Annotated in this window: 13 protein-coding genes; 8 read left to right on the top strand and 5 right to left on the bottom strand. The window is 32.6% G+C overall.

The annotated features are described in order from the left end of the window. The first annotated feature begins 81 nt into the window (after positions 1-81). The 3 genes from ACJ6WR_RS21860 to ACJ6WR_RS21870 all read left to right on the top strand — a co-directional run bounded on the left by ACJ6WR_RS21860 (position 82) and on the right by ACJ6WR_RS21870 (position 4401). The gene (locus ACJ6WR_RS21860) at positions 82-1302 is read left to right on the top strand and encodes a glycoside hydrolase family 27 protein (RefSeq protein WP_409416490.1); all 1221 of its coding nucleotides are present in this window, start codon (positions 82-84) and stop codon (positions 1300-1302) included. A 50-nt stretch (positions 1303-1352) separates the two neighbouring features. Then, positions 1353-3356 (top strand): hypothetical protein, encoded by a 2004-nt coding sequence (locus tag ACJ6WR_RS21865; protein WP_409416491.1) that lies wholly within the window; start codon positions 1353-1355, stop codon positions 3354-3356. Between the two features lie 133 nt (positions 3357-3489). After that, positions 3490-4401, top strand: a complete 912-nt coding sequence (locus tag ACJ6WR_RS21870) for a GNAT family N-acetyltransferase (RefSeq protein ID WP_409416492.1) — start codon at positions 3490-3492, stop codon at positions 4399-4401. Between the two features lie 8 nt (positions 4402-4409). Here ACJ6WR_RS21870 and ACJ6WR_RS21875 read toward each other — a convergent pair whose 3' ends face one another. Beyond that, positions 4410-6140 carry a tetratricopeptide repeat protein gene (locus tag ACJ6WR_RS21875; protein ID WP_409416493.1) on the bottom strand — a complete coding sequence of 577 codons (1731 nt, stop codon included), beginning with the start codon at positions 6138-6140 and terminating at the stop codon, positions 4410-4412. Between the two features lie 224 nt (positions 6141-6364). Between ACJ6WR_RS21875 and ACJ6WR_RS21880 the strand changes: the two genes are divergently transcribed. From ACJ6WR_RS21880 to ACJ6WR_RS21900, 5 genes are all read left to right on the top strand, one after another. After that, positions 6365-11212 (top strand): gliding motility-associated C-terminal domain-containing protein, encoded by a 4848-nt coding sequence (locus tag ACJ6WR_RS21880; RefSeq protein ID WP_409416494.1) that lies wholly within the window; start codon positions 6365-6367, stop codon positions 11210-11212. 21 nt (positions 11213-11233) lie between these two features. After that, the gene (locus tag ACJ6WR_RS21885) at positions 11234-12172 is read left to right on the top strand and encodes a type IX secretion system membrane protein PorP/SprF (protein WP_409416495.1); all 939 of its coding nucleotides are present in this window, start codon (positions 11234-11236) and stop codon (positions 12170-12172) included. Between the two features lie 247 nt (positions 12173-12419). Continuing rightward, positions 12420-13442: an NAD(P)-dependent alcohol dehydrogenase gene (locus ACJ6WR_RS21890; protein WP_039114715.1), complete on the top strand. Its 1023-nt coding sequence runs from the start codon at positions 12420-12422 to the stop codon at positions 13440-13442. Between the two features lie 271 nt (positions 13443-13713). Then, positions 13714-14775, top strand: coding sequence for a helix-turn-helix domain-containing protein (locus ACJ6WR_RS21895; RefSeq protein ID WP_409416496.1), 1062 nt, complete (start codon positions 13714-13716; stop codon positions 14773-14775). A 382-nt stretch (positions 14776-15157) separates the two neighbouring features. Next, complete coding sequence (locus ACJ6WR_RS21900; protein ID WP_409416497.1) at positions 15158-17557, top strand: TonB-dependent receptor domain-containing protein; 2400 nt, start codon at positions 15158-15160, stop codon at positions 17555-17557. A 420-nt stretch (positions 17558-17977) separates the two neighbouring features. Here the strand turns inward: ACJ6WR_RS21900 and ACJ6WR_RS21905 are convergent, their stop codons facing one another. From ACJ6WR_RS21905 to ACJ6WR_RS21920, 4 genes are read right to left on the bottom strand one after another with little or no spacing between them, the layout of a single operon-like run. Then, positions 17978-18736 carry a LytR/AlgR family response regulator transcription factor gene (locus tag ACJ6WR_RS21905; RefSeq protein ID WP_039120466.1) on the bottom strand — a complete coding sequence of 253 codons (759 nt, stop codon included), beginning with the start codon at positions 18734-18736 and terminating at the stop codon, positions 17978-17980. Between the two features lie 60 nt (positions 18737-18796). Then, complete coding sequence (locus ACJ6WR_RS21910; RefSeq protein WP_409416498.1) at positions 18797-20116, bottom strand: RagB/SusD family nutrient uptake outer membrane protein; 1320 nt, start codon at positions 20114-20116, stop codon at positions 18797-18799. 10 nt (positions 20117-20126) lie between these two features. Continuing rightward, positions 20127-23465, bottom strand: coding sequence for a SusC/RagA family TonB-linked outer membrane protein (locus ACJ6WR_RS21915; RefSeq protein ID WP_409416499.1), 3339 nt, complete (start codon positions 23463-23465; stop codon positions 20127-20129). 27 nt (positions 23466-23492) lie between these two features. Beyond that, on the bottom strand, positions 23493-26090 hold the full coding sequence (locus tag ACJ6WR_RS21920; RefSeq protein ID WP_409416500.1) for a zinc-dependent metalloprotease: 2598 nt from the start codon (positions 26088-26090) through the stop codon (positions 23493-23495). Positions 26091-26108 lie beyond the last annotated feature (18 nt).

Below are 26108 nucleotides of genomic sequence, written 5' to 3' on the forward strand. Positions count from 1 at the left end.
ATAGTATAATTTAAAGCTAATATACTATATGCCTTAAATTTAGATTGCATGTAGGTTTGCTTAAAAAAGTAAACTTAAAAAATGAGGAGATATCTAGAAGTAAAGAATTTGTTTTTAATGGCTATTATAATTTTTTGTTCGCAATTAAATGCACAAAAAACAGATCATTTGTTGTTGACACCACCAATGGGATGGAATAGCTGGAATACTTTTCATACTGATATTAACGAAAAAATGGTAATGGAAACTGCCGATATTATGGTTTCCTCAGGAATGAAGGATGCAGGTTATATTTATTTAGTTCTTGATGATGGATGGATGGCAATGGAAAGAGATAATCAGGGTAATCTTGTGCCTGATCCTAAAAAGTTCCCTAATGGTATAAAAGTCGTTGCCGATTACGTTCATTCTAAAGGATTGAAATTTGGATTGTATAATTGTGCAGGAACATTAACCTGCCAGAAATATCCAGGAACACGCGGTTATGAATATCAGGATGCTAGAAATTATGCAGCATGGGAAATTGATTTTTTAAAATACGATTGGTGCTTTGCCACGGGTATAAATGCCAAAGAAGCTTATACTACTATGAGTAATGCCTTGAATAAAACAGGAAGACCTATTGTATTTAGTATTTGTGAGTGGGGAGTAAACAAGCCATGGGAGTGGGGCGAAGGAGTTGGTCAGTTATGGCGTACTACTGAAGATATATATCAAATATTTGATTCGGTGCATGATGAAGGAACGTGGAATTCTCTAAGTGTGATGCATATTGCAGATTTGCAGTCTAATCTTCGTAAATATTCTGGTCCGGGACATTGGAATGATCCAGATATGCTTGAAGTAGGTAACGGAATGACTTATGATGAAGATAAAGCTCATTTTTCTCTTTGGAGTATGATGGCTGCACCATTAATTGCGGGTAATGATATCCGAAAGATGTCTAAACAAACTTTGGAGATTCTTACTAACAAAGAGGTGCTGAATATCGATCAGGATGAATTAGGAATACAAGGATTTAGATATCTAGATAAAGACGGATTGCAAGTTTGGTGTAAACCTCTTAAAAACGGAGATTGGGCTATTTGCTTTATAAATCGTAAAACCGAATCTAAGTCTGTTAGTTTTGATTGGAGTAAAGAAAACATTGTAGATGCTATTTATAAATATACCTTGGATAATAAGAACGTATACAACTTATTTGATGTTTGGAGTAAAAAAAATACAGGGACAACTTCCAAAATATTAAAAGAAACTATAGCACCTCACGGTGTTTTGATGTATCGATTAAGCAAAGCATAATTTTCTATAAAAAAAACAAATAAGACAATTCTAAAACTTTAATTCAATTGATGAATACTGCATTTACAAAAAAACAACTCATTATCATTATAGTTTGCTTTATATCAGGTAAATCATTTGCACAACAAAATAATCGTTGGCAAATTACTACCGATGGAGCTATCTCATGGAACATCAATAATATACCTCATGACGACCATATTGAGATGAGCGGAAAGAAAATTTCCTCAGTAATTAGATATGGAGTTGCTGCGGATAGTTCTTTTCATGTAACCCGAAGTTTGGTATGGCCTATGTTAAGGACAATCCCAAACAATACTCACGCTAGCCTTACCCGCAGGTTTGCACAAGATCATTTAAAACTAGTAACCGTTAACAATAAGGCTATCGAGAACGAAAAAGTAGTTTCGATTACCCTCAACGGAACATTATTAGTAAAAAGTAAAGTTGGTAAAACACTAGAGTTAACCCGACAATATTTTCCAACAACGACAGAGGCAAGTTATTGCGAAATATATACTATCAAAAATATTTCTGGAAAAGGATATACTGTGGAAATTCCAAAATCGAATACCATTTATAATACAGACCCAATAAATGGAACTGAAGGAAGTTATACTATTCAATCTAAAGTTTTAAATGATGGTTATTTTAATCTAAAACCAAATGATATAATTAGCTTTTCGGTTCTTTATTTTGCTGGAAAATCTAATGAAACGTTACCAGAACTGAATGCTGAAAATGAGAAAATGAAGCGTCTGGAATTGGTTAAAGAATTATCGAATAAATTGGTTTTAGAAACACCTGATACTATATTGAATACTGAATTTGCTTTTGCAAAATTAAGGGCTGCCGAAAGTATATTTGAAACCAAAGGCGGGCCAATGCATGGACCGGGCGGAGAAGCGTATTATGCTGCAATTTGGGCAAATGATGAAGCAGAGTATATAGGACCATTTTTTCCTTTTTTGGGATATGATTATGGCGATAAAGCGTCTCTGAACGCTTATCTTCATTTTGCACGATTTATTAATAAAGAATACAAACCAATTCCAAGCTCGATTGTTGCCGAAGGTACAGATATTTGGGATGGAGCAGGGGATCGGGGAGATGCTGCTATGATTGCTTATGGAGCTGCACGTTATGCTCTTGCAAAAGGTAGTATTGACGAAGCCAAACAATTATGGCCATTGATAGAATGGTGTCTTGAATATTGCAATTTAAAACTAAATACGGAAGGTGTTGTTACCTCAGATTCAGATGAATTAGAAGGGCGTTTCCCTGCTGGAAAAGCAAATCTTAATACATCATCATTGTATTATGACGCACTTAACTCAGCAATATATTTAGGAGCTACTTTAGGGAAAAAGGAAGCACAACTTGTAACTTATAAAACTCAGGCAAAAAACTTAAAATCTGCAATCGAAAAATATTTTGGTTCTACTATCGATGGGTATCAAACCTATAAATACTATAAAGAAAATGATGTTTTACGCGCATGGATATGCACCCCATTAACGATGGGTATTTATAATAGAAAAGAAGGAACTATTGCAGCATTATTTTCACCCAAACTATGGACTCAAGATGGGCTAGCTAGTCTTTCGGGAGATAAAACTTTCTGGGACAGGTCGACTTTATATGCTTTAAGAGGTGTTTTGGCAGCAGGAGAAACCGAAAAAGCAATAGATTTTTTGCATTATTACTCCACGCGTCGTTTATTAGGAGATCATGTTCCTTATCCTGTAGAAGCTTATCCCGAAGGAAATCAGCGTCATCTATCGGCAGAAAGTGGTTTATATTGCAGAGTTTTTACCGAAGGATTGTTTGGTATTCGCCCAACGAGTTTAAAAGGCTTTGATTTTACACCTCGTCTTCCAATATCATGGCCAGAAATGGAATTGCGAAATATTCATGCATTTGGGCAAGACTTTGATATTGTTGTGAAAAGAGAAAAAAAGAAATTAAAAATTATAATCTCGGATAAGAAAAAAATATGGTTAGATAAGGTTATTAATGAAGGAGATACTATTAAGGTATTATTTGATAAATAGGTTATTCTGTATCCTTATATAAAGTGTTTATTTAGTGTATATTAAATATAATATTCTTCTGTTTTTTCGAAATAAAAGGAAAAAGTAAAGAGGCAGAAAATGAAATAATTCTGTAATTTTGAAAAAAAGAGAAATGCAGACAGAAAAAATTACCCTTAACAGACAAGTATTTACATTATATATTCAATATCAATCTGACGATAATCTGCGTAAAAAGTTTAATCAACTTACAAATGAAGTATGGGGATTTGACTTTGAAAATTATTACAAATCCGGATATTGGGACGATAACTGTATCATTTATTCTTTGTTTATTGATGACCAGATAGTTTCTCACACTACAGTAAGTACATTTGAAACTATTGTTAAAAACGAATCAATTGTTTTGGCTCAATTAGGAACGGTAATGACTCGTCATGATTATCAAAAACAAGGATTGTCCCGTTATTTGATGGAAAGAATTTTGCAAGATTATAAGGAAAAAGTAAGCGGAATGTTTCTATTTGCCAATGATTCTGTTTTGAACTTCTATCCCAAATTTAATTTTTCAGCAGTACAAGAATTTCAAGCGAGTAAACAAATAGAGTTTAGAGAAAGTAGTCATCAAGTAAGAAAACTAAATCTAGATGATTTGGACCAACGTAAGCTATTAGAAACTTATGTAGATAATTCAATACCAACTTCATCATTCAATACTAAAAACCGTAGTCTGACATTTTTTTATTGTTATGCTTATCCTGATTTTGGGTTTAAAGATTCTATATATTATATCGAATCCTTAAAGACAATTGCCATTGTACAAAAAGAAGAAAACACCATGACTATACTTCAGCTTTTTCAGCTGGAAGAACAAAATATAGAAGATATAATTCTTGCTTTAGCAACGCCAGATGTTGATACAGTACTATTTGGATTCAGTCCCTTAAATGCAGATTATAATTATACAATTCATAAAGAGGAAGATCTGACGTTGTTTGTTTCACCAGAATTAGAAGATTTATTCAATAACCAAAAACTTATGATTCCGATATTATCTCATACATAATATTACAATTACGACATATCGATTATCTCAAATAATAGATTGTGTTTATCTCCAAGTTTTTTCTTCAAGCGTTGTTTGCTCTTTTTTACGGCATCTAATGTAATACCGAGCAAACTTGCAATTTCGGAATTACTGAATCGCAATTTTTGGAGCATTATAACTTTAAGATTAGAATCCTTTAACTCTGGGAAATCCTTCATTAAAGCTTCATAAAAACCATTGTATTCTTTTTTAAATTCTCGTTTAAAAGTATTCCAGTTTTCATCTGTCATTAAATGAGAGTCCAACAATTCCTGTAGTTTTCCTTTTTCTATATGATAAGACGGAGATTGTTTTATATTTTCGAGTTCTAGTTTTAATTTAGAAATCTGAATATTTTTATTGTGTAAAAATTTAATGTGTGCATCAAGATCGAGGTTTGCATCATTAAGTTTTTTCTCATAGTTTCTTTTTTCTATTTTATGATCTATTATTTTTTTATCATATTCTAAGCTGTTGTTTTTCAGTCTTTTCTTAAAAGAGAAGAAAATAAAAATTGATAATAAAATCGCCAAAATAACAAGCAGTATATAGATATTCTTCATCTTACTTTCCTGTTCATATTGCAGTTGTGTATTCTTGACCCTATTTTCATATTTGGCTTTCTGTACAAACCAATTTGCCCTTGTTAAAGCAGTTTCGCCATCTGTTTTAAGTAAAGATTCTTCTATTTTTTTAAGTTCACGTCTTAATGATAATTCTTTTTCAGGATCTTTTCCGTTTAATATATTCAGTTTTAATTCGATAATATCTTTTAAAGAATTATTGTAATAAGGTTTAGACAAAGCAATTTTTTCGGCTTTTTGTAATAATGCATTTGCTCTGGATGTATCTTGTTCTTTTAAAAGAATTTTAGCCATTAAAATAGAGGCATACATGCTGTTTTTCTCGTCTTTATATTTTTCTGAATAATCGATATCTTTTTGCAAAAGCTCAAGAGCAGTTTTATAATCTCCCTTTTTTTCGTAAATGAGCGCTTTATCTCCAAGTGCTTTTGCATAGCGTATATTGTCACTAATAGGTAAAGAGACGGCTATGGTTTTATCAAAATAATACATTGCCGCAGGAAAGTTTTTTTCTTTAAAATAATATACTCCTATGGCATTTAAAACACTTGCATATTCTGGAGAATTAGTCTTAGTATAATGTAAGGACTTCTTTAAAAATTTAACAGCCAAGTCTTCATCATCAATGGTAGTCATTATCCAACCAAAAATTTTAAAAGTTTCTCCTGGAAGAATCATTTTGTTGGGATTTATGCTTTCTGTAGCATCAATCGTTTTTAATAAAGTTGGGATAAGCTTGTCTATTTCTCTGTAATAATACAGGTATTTAGAATAATTCATTTCTGTCCAGATTACTAGCGAAGGATCATTTATGTCTTTTGCTTTTTGGATAGAAAGTAAGTAATAAGTATCGCTTAGAGAATTTGTTTTATCAAAAAAACTAGAATAGCCATTTGCCAGCAAGGCATAGTAAAGGATATTATATTTCTTACTCGAAGATTGCAGTAAAGGAGCCAAAAACTTTTTTAATTGTACAGAGTCTTTTTGAAAATCTTTCTCCTGAAGAATGATGCGCTCAATATTTTCACGTGAATCTTGTAACGGAATTGTTAGCGTTTGGGAATATGATTTAGATAAAAAAGTAAAAATAAAAACAGTGAATAGAATTCCTGTTCTTTTTATAATATAAGCCATGCGTAAGGAATCATTGATTTGCTAAAATACAAAAATATGAATCCATGAGAAGTAATATTTAGTATAAAATAGATATGCTATAAATGACTATTTATAAGGTTTTTAAAGACGAATACATCATTTGTCCCCCATTTGTCCACCCCATATTTTATAATAAGAATCCTTTCTAGATTAGTTTTGCGCACACTTCAGAGAGCCGTTTCAGGCAATAAATCAAATCAATTATGAAAAAAAAATACTTTGATAAAGTAATGTCAAAACAGTCATATATAGTCATATGCATGTTATTTATTTTACTAAACAAAGTTTCCGCACAAAAGGTATTAGACAATGATATACTTCGTTTTGGTACAGGAGCAGAAAACTCTGTAAATCCTGCAGGAAATTTACAGCAGCCTTTTTATTTTAATTCTACATCATCATTATGGGCAAAGCTTACTTATCAGGATTATCCTTTTGATAATGCCTATTATATTGATGGGGATGGTTCTAGTGAATGGAATACAAATGGATTTTCGTCGATTAATGGAACCTTAACAAGCCAAACAATTGATTATTCAAAGTTTATAACTACTACGTCGCCAAAAGGTTATGGTACTATTGTTTCCAAAGGAAATATTACAATTAATGGATCTTTATTAGAGGTCGAAAACACATATACATTAGAACAAAACTCAAGTTTTATCATAATTAATGTAAAAATTAAGAATATAGGTACAGCTCCAGTAAGTAATGTAAGATATTGGTCAGGGACAAAAGATGATTTTATCGGGACTAATGACAACCCGCTAAAAACAAGAGGAAATATAGTTGGTGATGCTTTTGTTCCTTTAACTATAAGTAGTGATCGTGCTAAAGCACTTAAACTTTTTTCGGGAGAAGAAGGTGTCATAATTTTTTCAAATTCTGATCGTGCCAATACTATTATTCAGATGTGTTGCCAATGGAACTATGTAATTAATCAAAACCCAAATACAAGTGCTATTAGTAGTGGAGCCACTGATGGTTCTTATGGTTTTTTTGTTAGATTAAATGATCTTGCGGTAGGAGAGAGTGATGAATTTAAGTGGTATTATGCTGCGGGTAAAGTTGTAGAATTAGAAGAAATAATTAAAGATATCGCTAATGCAAGTGGAACAATAACGGATATAAAATATACATCGGCAGTTTTTAAAACGTTATCGCAAACCGATGTAACAGGTTATTATGTAGTTGTTCCTGCTGGATCACCACGACCAACAATAGCTGAAATAAAAAGCGGGGTAAATTATGGAGGTGTAAATGTTGCAGCAAGTGGTAGTTCGGCTCTTATAGCCAATACACAAAAATCATATCCAATTACAGGACTCACGCTTAATACATCTTATGACTTTTATTTCGTTACAGAAGATGGAGGTTCCTCTTATTCAACAATATTCCATTCTCCATTTACCACACCCGATATACTTAAATTAGTTAAAGCATCAGAAGATAATGTTTCATGTAACGGAAAAAACGATGGTTCAGCTTCGGTTACTACTTTAGGCGGTACACCTACTTATACTTATTCATGGTCACCGTCAGGCGGAAATGGTACAAGGGCAACAAATCTTAGTCCAGGGAATTATGTCGTAACAGTAACCGATAGTAATAACGAAACGGCAACTCAAAATTTTACAATAACAGAACCAGATGAACTTGTTGCTACAATCGATACCCAAATAAATGCAGATTGTAGTACACATGCTAATGGGGAAGCAACAGTTGGTGTAACGGGCGGAACTGGAGTCTATAAATATAGTTGGAACACCATTCCTGAGCAAACTACAGCCACAGCCACAGGATTGTTACCTGGTACTTATATTGTAACTGTAACAGATGAAAAAGATTGCAGCACTACAGAAAATGCAACTATAATAGTCGAAGATATAATAGTCCCAACCGCTATAGCTCAAAATATAATTGTTCCGCTAGATGCTAGTGGAAATGTAACAATTAATGCTACACAAATAGACAATGGTTCTTATGATAATTGTGGTATCGTTGAGATGGTACTTGATAAAACAACTTTTAATTGTAGCAATATTGGACCCAATACGGTAATATTTACGATAAAAGATAAAAGCGGAAATTTAACTTCAACATTACGAACAGTAACTGTCGAAGATAAAATAAAACCAAATGTTGTAACCCAAAATATAACAGTTCAGCTTGATGCCACAGGAAGTGCAACTATTACACCCATTCATATTGATAATGGTTCGAACGATGCTTGTGGTATTGACAGTATGACACTCGATAAAACTGTTTTTCATTGTAGGAATGTTGGAACAAATACGGTAACGCTTACAGTAACTGATAGACATGGAAATTCGGCAACCGGAATTGCAATAGTAACTGTCGAAGATAAAATAAAACCAAATGTTGTAACCAAAAACATAACAGTTCAGCTTGATGGTGCAGGAAAAGTAAGTATTAACGCTACAGATATAGACAATGGATCTAATGATGTTTGTGGTGGTAGTATGATGATACTCGATAAAGTCTTTTTTGATTGTACTAATATTGGAGTAAACACAGTGAGACTAACCGTTACCGATGTTAATGGAAATTCAGCATCAGAAACGGCTACAGTAACTATCGAAGATAAAATAGCTCCAACTGTTATAACAAAAAACTTAACTCTTCAGCTTGATGCCACAGGAAACGCTATTATAACTGCAGCCGATATCAATAATGGTTCTACAGATAATTGTGGAATTGATAGCATGATATTAGATAAAACCACTTTTGACTGTATAAATGTTGGAGTAAATACAGTAACACTAACTGTTACCGATGTTAATGGAAATTCAGCCTCAGAAACAGCAATAGTAACTATCGAAGATAAAATAGTTCCAATTGTTGTTACACAGAATATAGTAGTTCAGCTTGATGCTACAGGAAAAGCTATTATAACTGCCGCTCAAATAAATAATGGATCAAGTGATAATTGTGGTATTGACACAATGATCCTCAATAAAACCACTTTTGATTGTACTAATATTGGAGTAAACACAGTAGCACTTACCGTTACCGATATTAATGGAAATTCAACATCTGAAACTGCAACAGTAACTATCGAAGATAAAATAACTCCAACTGTTGTGACTCAAAATATAAATGTCCAGCTAGATGCTACAGGAAATGCAACTATAACCGCGGCTCAAATAAATAATGGATCAAGTGATAATTGTGGTATTGACACAATAATCCTTTATAAAACTACTTTTGATTGTACGAATATTGGAGCAAGCACGGTAACACTAATCGTTACCGATATTAATGGAAATTCAGCATCAGAAACTGCAATAGTAACTGTCGAAGATAAAATAGCTCCAACTGTTATAACAAAAAATATAACAGCTCAGCTTGATGCCACAGGAAGCGCTATTATAAGCACAGCTGATATCGATAATGGTTCAAGTGATGTTTGTGGTATTGATAGCATGATATTAGATAAAACCACTTTCGATTGTACAAATGTTGGAGTAAATACAGTAACACTTACCGTAAAAGATATAAATGGAAATTCAGCATCAGAAACTGCTACAGTAACTGTCGAAGATAAAATAGCTCCAACTGTTATTACAAAAAGTATAACTGTTCAACTTGATGCTACAGGAAATGCAACTATTAATGCTACGCAAATAGATAACGGTTCTACAGATAATTGCGGTATTAATACGATGATTCTTGATAAGACAACTTACGATTGTACGAATGTTGGAATAAATAATGTGACACTTACTGTTACGGATAAAAATGGAAATTCAGCGACTGGAACTGCTGTTGTTACTGTAAAGGATTTGATTGCCCCAAATGTTATAACCCAAAATATAACTGTCCAGCTAGATGCTACAGGAAATGCAGCAATAATTCCAGCGCTGATTAATAATGGTTCTAATGATGCTTGTGGTATCGATATGTTGGTACTCGATAAAACAGCTTTTACTTGTAGTGATATTGGAACAAATATCGTAACACTTACTGTTACAGATTTTAATAGAAATTCAGCGTCTGGAACTGCTGTAGTAACTATAGAAGATAAGATAAATCCAACTGTGGTAACGCAGGATATTACAGTTCAGCTCAAAGTAACAGGAACTGTGAGTATTACTGTTAATGAGATAAATAACGGCTCTACAGACAATTGTACTATCGATAAAATGCTACTCGATAAAACCACTTTTGATTGTAGTAATATAGGAGTCAATACAGTAACCCTTACCGTAATAGATCAATCAGGAAACAGAGGTTCAGCAACAGCGATTGTAACAATTCTTCCTATTCCGGAACCAACATTCCCGAGTCTTACACAAGAATTTTGTTTAATAGATGCGCCTACAATAAGGGATATAGCTGTAAATGATAGTACTAATTTAAAATGGTTTATTGATGCTACATCAGCCCAAAGTCTTTCATTAAATACAAGTATAATTAGCGGAACCTATTATGCAGCTACAAATTATGGTAATTGTTATAGTAATCGTATTCCTGTTACAATTATTGTTAAAGATGCATTATCTCCCACAGGCAATGATGTGCAGTATATATGTAAAGAAAAAGAAGCAACAATTACAGATCTTATTACAAATGAACAAGAAGTCTTGTGGTACGAAACTGCAACAGGAGGTGTTCCTCTTGCATCGACTACAATCTTAGAAGATAAACATAAATATTATGCATCCTACATAGGAGCAGAATGCGAAAGTTCTAAAAGGCTAGAAATAGAGATTATTATTAGGTATTGTGATGTTGTGGTCTATAACGGAATTTCTGCCAACGGTGACGGAAAAAATGATTCCTTTTTTGTAGAAGGAGCCACAACTTTTCCTGATAATAAACTAGAAATTTTTAATAGTTGGGGAAGTTTAGTTTACGAAGCTAGTCGTTACGGACAAGACGATAATCTATTTAAAGGATTTGGTAATAAAGGATTAGGAAACGGTACTGGTTTACTTCCGTATGGAACGTATTATTATGTATTTAGCTTTACAAATCATGATAATAAGCGTATTACAAAAACAGGCTTTTTGCATCTAAATCCTTAATTCACAAAATCAAAAAAACAAATGAAATTTAATTATATACTAGTACTGGCATTTACATTTACACTATTTTCTGCCAGAGCTCAACAAGATGCTCAATTCTCCGATTATAAGCTAAATATGTCGAGTTTTAATCCCGCTTTTGCAGGTTTTTTTGACGGAAGTGTATTAGTGATACACCGAACACAATTTGCAGGATTTGATGGTGCGCCCGAAAGTCTGAACTTAAATGTCAATATTCCGCTTACAATGAATATGGGAGCAGGACTGAATGTTTCAAGTGAAAAATTAGGAGTAACCGAAGAATTAATTGTGACAGGAGATTATTCCTACACCATTTTTACAGACGAAATAAATATGCTTTCGTTTGGTCTAAAAGCAGGTTTTAATGTCCTTAATGTAGATTATACACGCCTTGATGTACAGAATACAAATGATCTAAGTTTTGAAAATAATATAGAAAACAGAATATCTCCAAGAATAGGAGTTGGATTTTTATTCAATACACCAAATTGGTATATAGGATTATCTACGCCCAATTTTATTAAAGAAAGTTATGATCCAACTGTTGCAGGATTATCGGTAACAAAACCTCAAATTTATTTTACAACAGGATATCAAACTGCGCTAACACATGAATTGTTATTTAAACCATCCATACTAGCAAAAGAGGTTCAGGGATCACCATTGGCAATAGATTTTGCTCTTAATTTTGAGTTTAAAGAAAAGTTCAGATTTGGAGCATCCTACCGTTGGGATTCGGCTATAACTGGAATAATAGGAGTTAATTTGCTTCAGGATTTTCAAGCCGGATATGCTTATGATCATAACATAAACGGATTAGGCAAATATGCACCGTCATCGCATCAATTTTATTTAAAATATACATTTAAACAGTCTAAAAATATGCGTCGGGAATGTGGTTGTAGCTTTACAGATCCTGTTAATAATCTCGGGTTTTGATTATTTTATTCTCTTAGCTTAAAAGATAAATATCCACACAATCTATGATTAAGATTATTGTGTTTTAATTATTTTATAAGTTTTAGTTTACGAATAAAATATAGAAATCAGGTTATGTTGCAAGTTAAAGTTTAAAGTATTTTGCTTTGTTTTTTAACGTATTAAAGGTTTTATTTATAATTCATTAACGTACGTATAACATCAGGTTTGATTAAATTTATAGTATAGAAATTATAAATAAAATCTTATGAAAGCAGTACGATATTATGGACACAAAGATGTTAGAATTATAAACGATCTAGAAAAACCTTCTCCTACAGGAGATGAAGTATTATTAAAAATTGGTGGAGCAGGAGTTTGTCATTCAGATTTACATGTAATTGATGGAGGATTAGTTTCTGGTGCAATATTTACTTTAGGGCACGAAAATGCAGGATGGGTAGAAGAAGTTGGAAAAGATGTAAAGGGATTTAAAAAAGGAGATGCGGTTTTGGTATACGGACCTTGGGGATGCGGACATTGCAAACCATGCCAGCATTCGCAAGAAAACTATTGTGATCATCATTCCGAGCAAGCCTATGGTGGTGGACTAGGATTAAATGGTGGTATGGCAGATTATATGCTTGTACCTTCCTCTCGATTATTAGTCCCAATTCATGATTTAGATCCTGTAATTGCTGCTCCGCTTACAGATGCAGCATTAACACCATATTCAGCAATAAAAAGATCATTGCATAAACTTATGCCAGACGAATATGTTGTGGTTATTGGAGTAGGAGGGTTAGGACATGTTGCATTACAGATTTTATCCGAAATGTGCGGGTCAACAATTATAGCTTGTGATATAACTCCCGAAAGACTTGAATTTGCAAAACAACTTGGCGCAGCTCATGTCGTTAACTCTACAGATAAAGATGCTGCCGAACAAATCAAGAAAATCACTGGAATAAAAAAAGCAAAAGTCGTTCTTGATTTTGTTGGTGCTACATCTACAATAGATTTAGGTACAAAAATTATAGGTTTAGATAGCGATTTAACCATTGTTGGGTTAGGAGGAGGAAAGTATGAATACAATACCGGTTTACCCGTTGGCGTAAGCATATCCAATCCTTATTGGGGTTCAAGAACCGAGTTAATGGAAGTAATTGGACTGGCAATACAAAAGAAAATACATATTGAAGTCGAAAAATATAGTTTAGATCAAGCTCTCGAAGTGTATGATAAATTAAGACAAGGAAAAATAAAAGGAAGAGCTGTTTTAGTTCCTTAAATAGATTTGAATTAACACATTAATGACATTGCCTGAAGCTTCAGGACTATGTGTTAAAATAATTACTCCTAACAGTTTAAAAGAAATAAGTAGCCCGATTCTAGAATTGGGCTTTTTTATGAACTTTACATAAAAGATTTAACTATACTATAAAAGTAAGTTTTACTTAATTAAGAATTACAGTATTTTTTAAACAATTTATTTGAAGCATACATCAATCTTTTTTTTAGCTTTGTTTGCAGAATAACTATTTATAAAACGAAAATATATTATGGATACTAGCAAAGAACTTTTATTCTTTTTTAGTGCTTTGGGAGCTTTCAACGGAATTATTCTGGGTATTTATTTCTTCTTTTTTACAAAGAAAAGATACTTCGGGAATTATTTTCTAGGCGCACTCTTACTAGCGTTAAGTATTAGAATTGCTAAATCTGTATTTATATATTTTGATCCAACCTTACCTAAAACCTATCTTCAAATTGGTCTTTCGGCTTGTTTTTTTATAGGTCCGTTTTTATATTATTTCATGAAAGCTTCGGTTAAGGAAATTCATGTAATGCCCAAATCCTGGAAACTGACCCTTATTTTCTGGGCAATACTTATTATTACTGTTGGAATACTGTTTCCGTATAGTGTTTACCCTCAGCTTTGGAGAGATTATTTTGTAAAACTTATTTATATTCAGTGGTTTGTATATGTAGTTTTTGCAGGTTTTACAATTAAAGAAGTATTAAAAAAGATTGTAAGCAGAAAACAAAAAACAAATCCAGCCGAAATGTGGTTTGGCATGATTTACCTTGGTAATACCTTACTTTTTACTTTCTATTTTCTGGCATTGATTAATGCACCGTTTGTTTCTTATTTAAGTGGATCTATAATTTTTTCTTTTATTCTGTATATGATAATTTCTATTCTTTTATACCGAAAAAAAACAGACGATTTATTTTTACTTAATTCTCCAAAGTATTCAGGAAAGAAAATTGATTCAGCCGAAGAAACAATCTTGTTGCAAAAACTAGAGAATGTAATGGTAGAAAAAGAACTATATAAAAACCCAAATCTTACATTACAAGATTTATCCAAAGAAGTTACTATTTCAAGCCACCAATTATCTCAGTTCTTAAATAACAACGTTGGAAAGAATTTTACCAGTTACGTTAATGAATTTAGGATAAACGAAGCGTGCAAAATCATAACTTCTAACAATAAACTTACTTTAGAATCGGTTGGTTACGATGTAGGATTTAATTCTAAATCAACCTTCTTTGTGGCGTTTAAAAAGCATACAGGAACAACACCTTTAAATTATCAGTTACAAGCTTCATTAGCTTAATAATTCTGATTTCAATTTTATTCCTGCAAGTCCCAAACCAAGGGGGTAAAGAACTTTAATTTTGCACAAAATAATCCCAAACTTGTCATTTCGACGCAGGAGAAATCTCCGTAAGAAACTAACCCACAGTTTTGCCTTAAATTGGTGAGCTTCTCGCGGAGATTTCTCCTGCGTCGAAATGACAGTATTGTGTTTAATCTTAGCTTTTCTAAAAGAAAAAGCTCAAAAAAATACCTAACAGGTTTTAAAAGTCTGTTAGGGCAGCAAAACAGAGTGTAGATTTATAAATCCGTACTCCTGATTTCTCTTTGAATGACCTCATACTGCGATTTACGATAGACTTTTGTACTAATAAAAAGTCAAATCTTAATCGTTAAATTTTATGAGAATTCTAATCTTAGTTTTCATTTACATCTATTGTTTATTTATATCATCTATAACTGTAAAAGCACAATCGATAAAATTTCTGTCAGGAAAAGTTACTAATCATAGCAACGAACCCATGATGGGAAATATTTCATTGTTGTCTGTTCGTGATTCTATTTTAATTAAACAGCAGGATTTTTTAGATGGTATTTTTCAATTATCTGATATCAATCAAAAAGAAGTATTGATAAAACTTACTTCTGTAGAATTTGCCGACAAATTCCAGCATATTACTTTCAATGGAAAAGAAAATATAAATTTGGGTACAATACTCGTTAATGGAAACAACAATCAGTTAAATGAAGTTGTTATAAAAAATCAAGCTTCATTGCTAAAATATGGATCTAATGGAACACTTGAGGTTAGCGTAGCTAATACTTTGCTTTCTACCAGTAGTTCGGTAAATGAACTATTAGGCAGAGTTCCAAATGTAATTGTTTCCGAAGGACAAATTAGTGTATTAGGAAAAGGAGAAGCTATTATTTATTTAAACGGAATTTTAATTAGTAACGAACGTTTTGCAGCAATTCCTGTTTCGCAAATTGCCAAGATTGAAGTTATTTCTAATCCATCATCTAAGTATGATGCCGAAGGAAAAGCGGTCATTAATATCATTACAAAGAAAAACTTTGAGAGTGGAGTTATGGGAACGGCAAGCCAACAGATTACAGTTTCGGAATTTGGAGGAACAAGTACAAATACACTGCTAGATTTTAATTACAATAAAGGAAAAGTTTCTATTATTGGTAATTATGGACTGCAATTAGGTAAAAACAGAGAACTGTTATATACAACCAGAACAAGACCTGATCCTACCGAATTTATGAAATCTGAACTTACCACAGATTGGAGACGTAGATTTAATAACTATTCTAACTTTGGATTTGGACTACAATATACTTTTTCTGAATCGAATTATATTTCGTTGGAATATAGTGGGAATATTAATGATTTGGGTGGAGTAGTAGCCAATCGAAATTCGATTGCAACCAACAATAGCAATAGTTTTTATGCTACAGATGTTGACAGAAATGATGTTAGACTCAATCAGTTTATAAACTTAAATTATAATACAATTACAGATGATAAAGGCTCATCGTTATTTGTAGGTACACAATTTTCTAATTACAATGGTTTTACAAGAGATCTTATTGATGAAAATGGTTTGGTTAACAGCTTAAATACAGAGAGATATTTAAAAAACAATGCCGATAATACCATCAATATTATAAACACTCAGGCAGATTATGCAAAAAAAATAAATGAAAGTACAAAGTTAGAAGCAGGTGCAAAAGTAAGTTATGCAACAATCAAAACAAGTTCTGATTTTTTGATTGCTGATGATAAAAATCCCGAATTTGTATTTGATGAAGACCTTTCGAGTGATTTTAAATATGAAGAAAAAATTGGAGCTGCGTATATAAATTACAGTAGTTCTCTAGGAAAAAAGTTTAATTATTCTTTGGGCGCTCGAGGCGAATGGACCAATTATGAATTAAATACAACTGCAGGCGGGAATCAGAAATTCAGGAAAAGTTATGCCGATATTTTTCCTAATGTATTATTGAATATGCCTCTTTCTGATGATCTGAAGTTGCATGCTTCTTATGTTTCAAGAATAACAAGACCAAGATATCAGGCGCTCAATCCGTATGTTGTTTACCAGGACCCATTTACAACTATCGAAGGAAATCCTAATCTTAAACCAGAAAAAATCTATGCTTTTGAAATAGGAGCAATGTATAAAAAGTATGATTTTAAAATAGGATACACGTACAAAGTCGATCCTATTTCTGGAGCTGCTTTACGCGGTATTAATCCCAATAGTTATATTTTAAGATCATTGAATTTAGATAAAGAAAATAGTTATTTTGCATCGATTTCAAGGTCATTTACAAGCAAATGGTGGAGTTCGACCAATACCGTGAGTATGAATTACACAAAATCTGTAGACAACACTTATTCATTTACATTAGGTGCAACAAAACCACAAATTTATCTCTATACAAATAATACATTTACCATTCCTGATGTGTTCAAAATTCAATTGCTTGCCTGGTATCTGGGTGATAAAAGCTACGGATTGGGAGATGAAAATAGTCGCTCGATAGTAACATTGGGAATCGAAAGAAATTTTTTAAATAATGCCTTAAAATTGAACTTTTCTGCCAATGATATTTTTAAAGGATTTTATGCTTCTGGAAATTATACCGTAGGACAAACTGAGATTTATTATCATAGAACATACACGACAAATTACTATAAGCTTGTTGCAACGTATAGTTTTGGAAACTCCAAAAAAACAGATTACAAGAAAAAAGAAGTGGAACAAACGGAAAACAGCAGAGCAAGGTAGTGATTGTCTTTTGCGAAAATTAACTGCAGAGTTCGCAAAGGATTACGCAATCCCGAAGCGTCGGGCGCAAAGTTTCTCGCCGATGTTGTCATTTTGAGGAACGAGAAATCTTCACGAGTAGCTCGACAATCTAGAGAATACTTTGTGTTAGTTTCTTGCGGAGACCCTTCCTACGTCAGGGAGACAAGATTGTGGAGAATTAACCGCAGAGTTCGCAAAGGGCGCAAAGTTTTGGAATCATTTTAATTCTTTAATCTGTGGCAAAAAAAAGAAGCACGCAGATTCTGCAGATTTAGCAGATTTTTTATTTGTGTAAATTCGTTGCAAAAAAAAGTACTCAATATAAGTACTCAATATAAGTACACAGTCTTAGAACCTTAGTCTCTCAGTCCCGAAGCTTCGGGATAGTAACTTAATAAGTCACGAATCAAGCCAGTTTTTGAAATTACTAATTTCTTTTTTGCTCAAAATAATCGGATCGGTATCGGGAATAGAAATGTTTAATAACAACTCTATTTTCTGACTAGAATGCTTGACGATTTCCTGAATATGATTTCGATTAAAAATATATTTTCGATTTACTTTAAAGAAAAGAGTAGGGTCTAGTTTGTTTATAAGATCCTTAAGATTGCTATTATAAAAATAACTATTGCCTGAATTTGTATAAATAAAAAGATGTTTTCCTGTGGCGTAAAAATAGGAGATTGTTCTATCGTTTATAGATATAAGTTTATCTCTGTGATTTACCAAAAAGTGGTGCTGAATGTTAGTTTGGTTTTCAATTGTAACAAGCGATTCAACAATAGGGTTGGGATTAAATGTTTCCTTTATGTTTTTATATTTCGATAGCGCTTCTAATAATTCTTCTTCTTCGTATGGCTTAAGGAGGTAATCTATAGTAAAATGTTTAAAAACTTTAACAGCATAAGAATCGTAAGCTGTTATAAAAATAACGGGACATGAAATAGTAGTTTTTTCAAAGATATCAAGACTTTTTCCGTCACCTAAATGAATATCCATAAAAGCAAGATCAACGGTATTTTTCTCAAAAAAAGCTACAGCATCTTTTACTGATTTCAATAAAGTTATTTCACTTATAGTAATAATACTTTGCTGTTCCAGAATAGATTTCAGATAGCTTGAAGCAAGATATTCGTCTTCAATAATGACTATTTTCATTTCTCCTTTTTTTTGCAAAGTTAAAAAAAAAAGCTCCGTTAAAAACGGAGCTAATTTAATTTACAATTCTGGATTGTTTAATCGTGCATCTAATGGGAAAGGCAACGTATATCTCGGATCATTTTTGATCAAAGTATAGGTCTTGTTACTCAGTGTATGTTCGATTTGTTTTTGAGTAGTTCTTCTTAAATCAAACCAACGGTGCCCTTCAATGGCAAACTCACGTTGTCTTTCCTGATATACAAAATCAAGAAGTTCTGTTTGGTTCATAGCACTAATCTTTGTGCTCAATTGAGCGTAACCTGTGGTATTATATCGGTTCTTAATGAAATTTAATATAGTTGTTCTTGCCGTCGCAAGATCATTTAATTGTACAGAAGCTTCTGCTTTTGTCAAATACAATTCAGAAGTTCTAAATGTATTTTTTTGGTATATCTCACCACCTTTTAAAAATATAAATCCGCTTCCACTTACTTTAAAATACAATTTATAACGCAAGTCATTTACTTTGTCATATGCATTTATTAAGGTTGGAGATGGATAAGCAGATCTTTTTAATTTATTCTCAAACGTATTTTCAAGAGCCATTATCGATTCCTTTGTATCATAATTGTTTGGCAAAATAGGAGTAACGTTTAAGTCAACTAACGAATTGTTAATAGCCATTGCTTTGTCTGCTGCTTGTATAGCTTGAGCCCATTGTTTTTGGAACAAGTAAACACGAGATTCCATTGTGTATAATGCAGCTTTAGAAAAACGATAGTTTAGTCCTTTAGCCTGTGTATCTAAGTTAAGCAATTTTTTAGCCTCTTCTTTATCCGATAAGATTTGACCGTAAATAACTTCTACACTTTGTGGTATATAGGCTTGCTCTAAATCTATTTCTAATGCCAATGGAACACCTCTCTCAGAACTAGCAGTTGCTGGATCATATTGTTTTGCGAATAGGTTAATTAAGTCAAAGTAAGCAAGCGCTCTTAAGGCATATGCTTCTCCAACTAATTGATCTTTTTCTGGCGATGCACCTAGTTTATCACTAGCTTCGTTAATAATTACATTGGTGTAAAATATACAATTGTATAGTTGTCCATATTGAAATTTTGTAGCAATAAGATCCGGATTTGCATCATTCCACATATAGTTATCTTTGTAGAATACTAAATCATTGCTTTCTTCTTCAAGCAGCATTTCGTCTCCTCTTAAAACCGTTAGTGATTTGTGCAAAGGGAAAACAGCATATCCTTTAGTAAGAACAGCTCTAAAATCAGTAAGTGTTTCAGGAATTACTTTCCCAACTGGCTTTACATCCAGGTAATCATCACAGCTTGTAGCAACTATTGCAGCTACAAAAAGGAATAGGTATTTTGATATATTTTTCATCTTAAATTAATTAAAAAGTTATGTTACATCCTAATGTTATTGATTTAGGAATAGGCTGAGCATAGATGTTTCCATAAGTCTCCGGATCAAAATATCCTTTGTAATCAGAGCTAATAACAAATAAGTTTCTTCCTTCAATACTAAATCTTAGACTATCAAAAAACATTTTTTCTATTGCTTTTTTAGGTAACGTATATCCAAAACGTAAACTGCTTAATCGCATATAACTCATTTCATGTACCCAAGTATCTAAATATTTATTGGTATTTATTGAGTTTGTTCCAGCATACCATTTATAAGCCAGCCAAGAGTCGCCAGTACCACTATCTTTCCCAACAATTCCTGGTAAGTTTGATCCGGTATTAGTAGGAGACCATGCATTTAGAATATCAGTAGTAAAGTTTTGTCCACGATCTACAAGTGTTCCATTGTACGGAGGTGTTTCTACAACTGTTTGTTTAATATTAAAAGTGGTAGCAATTGTAATATCAAAATCATGAATTTTGAAAGTATTGGTTAAACCACCTGTATACTTAGGATCTAAATCTCCAGCATAAGTAAATAAATCTCTTATTTCTTTAGTATCAAGTTTAGTTTGTGAGAACTCTCCAGGTATAACTTCAGCTAAAGCATCGTATAATTGAAAGAATGTTTGGGTATTAACCGTTTCACCATTTTTATTTACAAACAAAGGGTATCCATTCTCATCAATTCCATTTGTTTTTAAAGCAAATACCGCTCTTACCGGGTACCCTTCTATTGATGGGGTAAGCGCATTTTCTCTTATTTGCATACGATCAACGTTGCTTTTATTGTGCGAGAAATTAATATTAGTGGTCCATTTAAAATTAGGACGATCAATATTTTTTGTAGCCAATGCAATCTCAAAACCTTTATTAGTTACTTGTGCCCAGTTTAAAGTTGTGTACTCAAATCCGTTTTCAACAGGAAGTGATTGAACTCCAATTAAATCACTACTTTTTCTTCCGTAAACATCTGTAACAATACTAATACGGTTATTGAATAAACCCAGATCCATACCTAAATTGGTATTTTCTGTTTTTTCCCATCTTAATTTATCATTCGGAGGGCTTAATATCGCAATACTTGGCTCAGTTTGTCCTGGCAAAATAGTTTCAATTTTATATTCTCCTACTACAAATGGTGATGTTCCTTTGTCTATATTTCCTTGCAATCCGTAAGAAGCACGTAATCTTAAGTTAGATAAAGTCTCATTACCTTTTAAGAAATCTTCTTCAGATACTAACCAAGAAGCTGAAGCTGCCCAAAGTGGTAAGTATTTGTATTTTGGATCTACACCAAATAAGTCAGAACCATCATAACGAACACTTCCGAAGAAAGTATATTTTCTATCATAGGTATAAGATGCTGTTGCAAAAAATGAAGCAAATGCATTTTCATTTTTAGACTTTTTATAAGTTCTATAAACAGGTTCGTCTGCAAGATCGGCGCTAGGGAAAATTATCTGAATTGAAGTTAACGTTTTTGGATCATATCCAAATGCTTTGGTTGCAATACTAGTGTTGTAATTTCTTCTCAATTCGCTTCCTACCATAACTTCCAACTCATGTTTTTCATTGAAAACAGTAGAGTAGTTTAACATCGTTTTCCAGTTGTATTGGAAAAAGTCAGTATTTGTGTTTTGGATAATTCCACCTTCAGGAAGAAAATAAGCTGGCTTACCATTATTAAATCTTAACGTTTTCTCTTTTTCTTTTCTGGTAAAATAGGTGTTTTTATCCGCAAATTTCTCACTAGATGTATTGTCAAATTGCAAACCAATCTGAGTACTTGCTTTTAAGCCTTTTGTAATTCTGTAATCTACATCAAGAATAGCTTTAATCGCTCTGTTCTTTAATTCGTAAGAAGAGTTTTCTCTTTCTTCAATAATGTTAAAAGGGATGTAACGATCAGAATAACCACTAATATCTTTGTCGTAGTTATAAGATCCATCTGCATTATAAGGAGTTACATACGGATTTACTGTTCTTGAGTAATTAGCAGGATTTGTAAAACCATCTGTGTCTGTTATATATGATTTTGTTTTGCTTTCAGAACCAAATAACCCAATACCAATGTTTAACTTATCAGTAACTTCAAAGTTGTTTTTTAAAGTAATATTATATCTGTCGTATCCAGTTCCTACTGTAGCACCTTGCTCGTTATAAGCTCCTAAAGAGAAGTAATAATCAGATTTTTCGCCTCCACCAGAGAAACTTAAACCATATTGTGTATTTACAGCACTTTGGTATAATAAATCACCCCAGTTTGTGTTATTGTTTCTTAAGTTATTAATAGAATTTTGCGTAGCTGAAGACAACGCCGAAAAACCTCCCGTTCTATAAGCCCCTAATTCATTAGACTGATTTAGTATACGAGAAATTTCTCCGCCAGAGTCTCTATAAGTTAAGTCTGATCTGCTAGCTAATCCTAGTTCAAAATCTACTTTTTGTGAAGCATCTAAAAGATTTAATTTAGAAAAATCAGGTTTCATAGTAACAAAGGTATTTGCTATGAAATTTACTTTCATGCTCCCTTTTTTACCTTTTTTGGTAGTAACAACAATTACTCCATTTGCAGCTCTTGCTCCATAAATTGCGGTAGCAGCGGCATCTTTTAATATTGTAATATCTTTAATATCATCAGGGTTTAATCCAGCGATTGAAAAGTTATTTAATTCGTCGATATTGTCTTTATCAAAGTTTTTAGGAACATCATTGCTTTCTAATGGTAAACCATCTAATACCCATAATGGATCTTGTGAGCCAGAAAGTGATGCTGTACCACGAACTCTAATTTTTGCAATAGCACCAGGAGCACCAGTAGCTTGAGTAACTGCTACACCTGCAACCTGACCTACTAATAATTGATCTAAACTTGCAACACCTGCTTGTTGAATATCAGCCATATTAACTTTGGCTACAGCCGAAGTCAATTTTCTTTTTTCAATTTTTTGGTATCCGGTTACAACAACCTCTTTAAGTTCGCTTAAGTCTGGTTTTAAAGAAATATTATAGCTTTTTTGAGCTGTAACATTAATAGTATACGATTGGTATCCCATAAAGGTTACACGTACACTTGTAGTGTTGCTTGATATTTTTAATTCAAAATTACCATCAAAATCTGTGATAGTACCGATACTAGCGCTTTCGATAACGCTTTTTTGATTTGTACTATTAGATACCGAGCTATTTTCAACATATACTGTTGCACCCGGAATTGGTAATTTGTCTTGGTAATCAATTACCTTTCCTGTAATTGTTCGAGTTTCTTGCGAATACCCAACAACCGTCAGGAATAAGGTCAAGATGTAAATTAATTTTTTCATTTCTGGTTTTTAATTAGGATAAAAGATTTATAGTGTGGTATTTAAAGCTTTCTCTATTCGTTGAATCAAATCAAAATAATGGTTTTGTGTTTCCTGATTTCCAATATTTTTCTTGGTTCTTAATAATTGTAAAATTTGTTTTAATTCTCCTTTTTTATCAGATGTAACTTCCGAAACTCTTTTAAGAGAAGATTGATTGATATTACGTGCCATTTTTGATTCATCTAATTGATTACATAAATGAGGCATGTTTAAATTATCTTGTATTTCGATTATCTTTTTGCCGTCTGTTTTCTCAAAAAGTTTGTTTGTAGAAACAATAAGCACATCGATATAATTCTTTTGTGTCATACGTTCCATAATCGTTAATGATTTATTTTGGATCGTTGGAGCAAAAATATTCTGACGTAGTGTTTTAAATAATTGCGTTACAGTAAATACGTTTTCTTTAGCTTCATTACGCTGATACAATTCATTTTCGGTAATTCGTAACAAGCGATCATCACTAAGCATACTATATAAAGTACTGTATTGTAATTCTCTCGCCAGGGTATAAGGTGTATACTCATAAGGACCAAGTGGAGAATCTTTTAATGCATTTGTTTTATCCAGAATTGGGTTAAAAAACAACCATTCAGGAATTGCAATACTGTTTTTTAATAAATACGCTACAGCTCTTTTTTGGATAGTAGCAGGAACAGCTACATAACTAGCTTTGTTATCACCATGTACAGTTGTATTAAGATAAATACCTCCAAGATTGCTTAATACATGTCTGTTATAAAGTTGCCATTGACCAATAGTACCAATATAAAGTTTACCAGTCTCGTAGTAAGATTCATCTTTATCATACGTCCAGTCAAGGATATTATTTACAACACGTTTTAAGTTTTTAAGACCATACTCACTCGCTTTCATTGCATCATTTCCTAAATCTTCTGATTGAGAACGTGGGTCAATTATTTCGTCTTGTTGTTCTCCATAAAAATAAAGAGGATCATTTTGATGTTTAGAGATAAGACCATTTAAAGCCGTGTGCTCTTCTTTTTCGTCACCGTACCATCTGTATCCCCATTCGATAGCGTATTTATCATACTCACCAATTTTTGGTGTAATAGCCTCTACGTGATCTTCTGGTTGAGCAATATAATTGTAACGAGCATAATCCATGATTGATGGAGCAGTTCCACCCATTTTTGCTGTAAAATCTTTAGAACGTAACGATTCTACATCATAAGCAAACGAAGAACCCATATTGTGTTTTAATCCAAAAGTATGTCCTACTTCATGAGAGGATACAAAACGGATAGCTTCTCCCATATGTTCGTCGCTAAATTTATTTCCTCTGGCTTTAGGATCAATTATACCTGTTTGTATACGCATCCAGCTGTGTAAAGATGTCATAACGTTATGCCACCATATAATGTCCGATTCGATTATTTCACCACTTCTAGGGTCTACAACTGCAGGTCCCATCGCATTCGATTTTGGAGAAGCTACATAAGTAATAACTGAGTATCGTACATCGTCGATATCAAAATCAGTATCTTCAGCAGTAGGTTCTTTTGCAATAACAGCATTTTTAAAACCTGCTTTTTCAAAAGCTACTTGCCAGTCACGAACTCCTTCTATAATATATGAACGCCATTGTTTAGGTGTTGAAGGGTCGATATAGTAAACGATTTGTTTTTTTGGTTCTACCAATTCTCCTTTACGGTACTTCTCGATATCTTCTTTTTTAGGCTCTAATCTCCATCGTGTTATTAATTCTTTCTCACGCATTGCATGCTGATCATCGCTAAAATACCAGTGCTTTTCGGTAAAATATCCTACACGTCTATCCGAAAAACGAGGTTGCATAGGAACTTTGTCTAATAATATAATGTTACTAGTTACCCCAATTGTAACCGATAGGGCAGGACCACCACCTTCGCTTACAGAAGTAGTAAGTTGTGACTTAACAACTATATTTTTTGGGAACGATTTTGCATATTCAATATATGATAGTTCTGATTTTACAGATCCACCAAAGCCGATGTTGCTTAAAACATCATTGAAACTTTTTTGTTTTCCGTCAAAAACTTTATTTGCTTTGATTACAATCGAAGTCGAATCATTGTTTTTTGTCTCGATATCAAAAACTTCTATAATAGACTCAGAGAAGTTATTATTTACAGATGCCGTTATTGCATCACCTACAGGAGATGAAACACTAGGAACAGATGATTTTACCCATACCTTTTTGGCAACAAGATCTTTATGAAAAGTAATTATCTTGTTTTCATAGTTCATTCCTTTATTTAACCCAGCCTCATTAACTTGCATTGGGACATTAGAAATCTTATTTACCACAAGAAATTCTCTCTGAAAAAGAGAATCATTTATTTCTAGATAAAGATCAGTTTTAGCTTGTATAATGTTAAATAATCCTTTTTTAACGGTTGCGCCTTTTAAAAGATCATCATATTTTTTTCCTTTTTTGTTGCTTGTAGAATCCTTTGCTTGTTCAGTTTTGTTTTCTTTACTTTTTTTATCTTTTTTCTGCGCAATAATTGTAGTACTACTAATTAATAATAGTAGAATAAATGTGTTTTTTAAATATTTCAATAATGCCTTTTCCCTCATTTGAAGTTAAGTTTAGGT

The organism is Flavobacterium sp. PS2 (genome assembly GCF_046250155.1).
In the GTDB taxonomy this organism is placed as follows: domain Bacteria; phylum Bacteroidota; class Bacteroidia; order Flavobacteriales; family Flavobacteriaceae; genus Flavobacterium.

Excerpts from the sequence above, each read along its gene's own strand:
- ACJ6WR_RS21860 (WP_409416490.1), top strand. The coding sequence starts at position 82 with ATGAGGAGATATCTAGAAGTAAAGAATTTGTTTTTAATGGCTATTATA.
- ACJ6WR_RS21865 (WP_409416491.1), top strand. The coding sequence starts at position 1,353 with ATGAATACTGCATTTACAAAAAAACAACTCATTATCATTATAGTTTGC.
- ACJ6WR_RS21870 (WP_409416492.1), top strand. The coding sequence starts at position 3,490 with ATGCAGACAGAAAAAATTACCCTTAACAGACAAGTATTTACATTATAT.
- ACJ6WR_RS21875 (WP_409416493.1), bottom strand. The coding sequence starts at position 6,140 with ATGGCTTATATTATAAAAAGAACAGGAATTCTATTCACTGTTTTTATT.
- ACJ6WR_RS21880 (WP_409416494.1), top strand. The coding sequence starts at position 6,365 with ATGAAAAAAAAATACTTTGATAAAGTAATGTCAAAACAGTCATATATA.
- ACJ6WR_RS21885 (WP_409416495.1), top strand. The coding sequence starts at position 11,234 with ATGAAATTTAATTATATACTAGTACTGGCATTTACATTTACACTATTT.
- ACJ6WR_RS21890 (WP_039114715.1), top strand. The coding sequence starts at position 12,420 with ATGAAAGCAGTACGATATTATGGACACAAAGATGTTAGAATTATAAAC.
- ACJ6WR_RS21895 (WP_409416496.1), top strand. The coding sequence starts at position 13,714 with ATGGATACTAGCAAAGAACTTTTATTCTTTTTTAGTGCTTTGGGAGCT.
- ACJ6WR_RS21900 (WP_409416497.1), top strand. The coding sequence starts at position 15,158 with ATGAGAATTCTAATCTTAGTTTTCATTTACATCTATTGTTTATTTATA.
- ACJ6WR_RS21905 (WP_039120466.1), bottom strand. The coding sequence starts at position 18,736 with ATGAAAATAGTCATTATTGAAGACGAATATCTTGCTTCAAGCTATCTG.
- ACJ6WR_RS21910 (WP_409416498.1), bottom strand. The coding sequence starts at position 20,116 with ATGAAAAATATATCAAAATACCTATTCCTTTTTGTAGCTGCAATAGTT.
- ACJ6WR_RS21915 (WP_409416499.1), bottom strand. The coding sequence starts at position 23,465 with ATGAAAAAATTAATTTACATCTTGACCTTATTCCTGACGGTTGTTGGG.
- ACJ6WR_RS21920 (WP_409416500.1), bottom strand. The coding sequence starts at position 26,090 with ATGAGGGAAAAGGCATTATTGAAATATTTAAAAAACACATTTATTCTA.